The sequence below is a fragment of the Petrocella sp. FN5 genome, from assembly GCF_029210395.1.
Taxonomy (GTDB): domain Bacteria; phylum Bacillota; class Clostridia; order Lachnospirales; family Vallitaleaceae; genus Petrocella.
Window position 1 is genome coordinate 1 of the sequence record NZ_JARGDP010000149.1, and the last position, 2,018, is coordinate 2,018.

Annotated in this window: 2 protein-coding genes; both read left to right on the forward strand. The window is 38.1% G+C overall.

Features of this window, described 5'->3' with window-relative positions; genetic code table 11:
• Nucleotides 1-69: 69 nt before the first annotated feature.
• The gene (locus tag P0N36_RS15080; RefSeq protein ID WP_275843703.1) at nt 70-252 is read left to right on the forward strand and encodes a hypothetical protein; all 183 of its coding nucleotides are present in this window, start codon (nt 70-72) and stop codon (nt 250-252) included.
• A 13-nt stretch (nt 253-265) separates the two neighbouring features.
• On the forward strand, nt 266-1,942 hold the full coding sequence (locus P0N36_RS15085) for an IS66 family transposase (protein WP_275843705.1): 1,677 nt from the start codon (nt 266-268) through the stop codon (nt 1,940-1,942).
• Nucleotides 1,943-2,018: the final 76 nt, after the last annotated feature.

The following is a 2,018-nucleotide window of genomic DNA, read 5'->3' on the forward strand; positions in this document are numbered from 1 at the left end:
AATAATGGAGAAATTCGCTTATTTTAAGGGTTTCTGATATAATTTTTTAAAAAGCAAGTGAGGATTGATATGAACAAAGATCTAGAGAATGAGATTGCTCTTCGTGATAAGATTGTAGAAAGTCTTCAACAGGAAGTTAGCTTAAAAAATGAACTCATTGAATCGCAAAATGACATGATTCAGACACTCATGGATAACAACGCTGAATTAAAACACTTAATAGAACGAATGCTTAAAAATTTTCCCATGTAGAAAGGCCAATAACATGAACCCCTCCTTTGAATTGATTACATCTCTTGAATATCGTTTAAAAGCAGCTACATCACAAATCAGGGCCTTCAAGTCAGGTCATAAATATGTAAAGCTCAAAGAGGATCACTACAAGAAAGTGAGGGCTTTGGAGCGCCAAATCAAAACATTAGAATTAGAACTCAGCCGGTCCCACTGTGAAGTCATCACCATTCGGAACCAATGGTTTGAAATATTTGAGGAACTTCAAAGAGAGCTCAATCGAAAAGAGGCAAAACTAGAAAAGGAAAATAAACGGTTAGAAAAAAAGCTATTAAAAGCAGAGAGACAGCGTGATGATGCGCTGAATAAAGTAACAGAACAAAGACAAACAATCTATGCCATCGAAACAGACTTGGAAATAGAAAGAGGAAAAAATCTTAAACTAACAGCACAAATCAATCGTGATTATGAAAACTCTTCACTACCCTCATCTAAATCAATCAGACATAAGAAGATAACCAATAGTAGGGAAAAGACAGGAAGAAGACCTGGCGCTCAGCCAGGGCATAAGGGACATTGTAGAAAAAAGCAGATTCCAACTTCCGAACCCATCCTACTACTTCCGCCACAGGAAATTCTTGATGATTCTGATTTTAAAAAGACATCAAAAACGATTGTAAAGCAGCAGGTGAGAATACGTTTGCTATTGGATGTAACAGAATATCATGCGGATGTTTATTACAATGCCAAAACAGGTGAACGGTGTCATGCCAACTTTCCACCAGGTGTTGTCAATGATGTTAATTACGATGGAAGCATTAAAGCCTTCCTGTTCCTTTTGAATAATGAGTGTTGCACCTCGATTGATAAAAGCAGAAAGTTTCTGTCTGACTTAACCGATGGAAAACTCAACATCTCCAAGGGCATGATTAATAATCTCTGTAAAGAATTTGCAAAGAAATCAGAGCAGGATAGAAAAGCACTATTTGCTGATATGCTTCTGTCTCCGGTCATGCATACAGATTGTACCAACGCCAAAGTAAACGGAAAAAGCGCATATGTATTTATCTGTGCAACTCCAGATGGAAAAGCCATGTATTTTGCACGTGAGAAAAAAGGGCACGAAGGAGTTAAAGGCACACCGACAGAAGACTATCAGGGGATTCTTGTGCATGATCATGAAAGAACATTTTTTCGTTATGGCACGGATCATCAGGAATGTCTGGCCCATGTCCTTCGTTACTTAAAGGACAGTGTTGATAATGAATCTGAACGAACTTGGAATATCAAGATGCATTCCTTGATACGTGAAATGATCCATTACAGGAATGAACTTCCACCCGAAAGAGAATGCGCTCCGAAGAAAATATCTGAGTTCGAAGGTAGATATGACATGATTCTTCAAAAGGCAACAGAAGAATATGAATACATACCTCCAAGCACATATTATAGGGATGGATATAATCTATACCTGCGAATGAAGAAATATAAGGCGAATCACCTTCTGTTTCTTCATAATCGCAAAGTCCCCACAACAAACAATGAAGCCGAAAGATTGCTTCGAAGTTATAAAAGGAAACAGGCGCAGGCTATGTCATTCAGGAGTCAAGAGAGCATCGATTATCTCTGCCAATGCATGAGCATGCTAGTTATGATGCGGCAAAAAGAAGAAACGAATATATTCGACAGAGTATCCAAAGCATTTGGATGAAGAAAAGTCGATGGTTTTGACACGAATCAGTCTAAACCATCGACTTATTTAGTTCAAGCTAACCTCTGAACAGTAA

What these genes read in the sequence shown, in the direction of transcription:
- P0N36_RS15080 (WP_275843703.1), top strand. Translation starts at nt 70, where the DNA reads ATGAACAAAGATCTAGAGAATGAGATTGCTCTTCGTGATAAGATTGTA.
- P0N36_RS15085 (WP_275843705.1), top strand. Translation starts at nt 266, where the DNA reads ATGAACCCCTCCTTTGAATTGATTACATCTCTTGAATATCGTTTAAAA.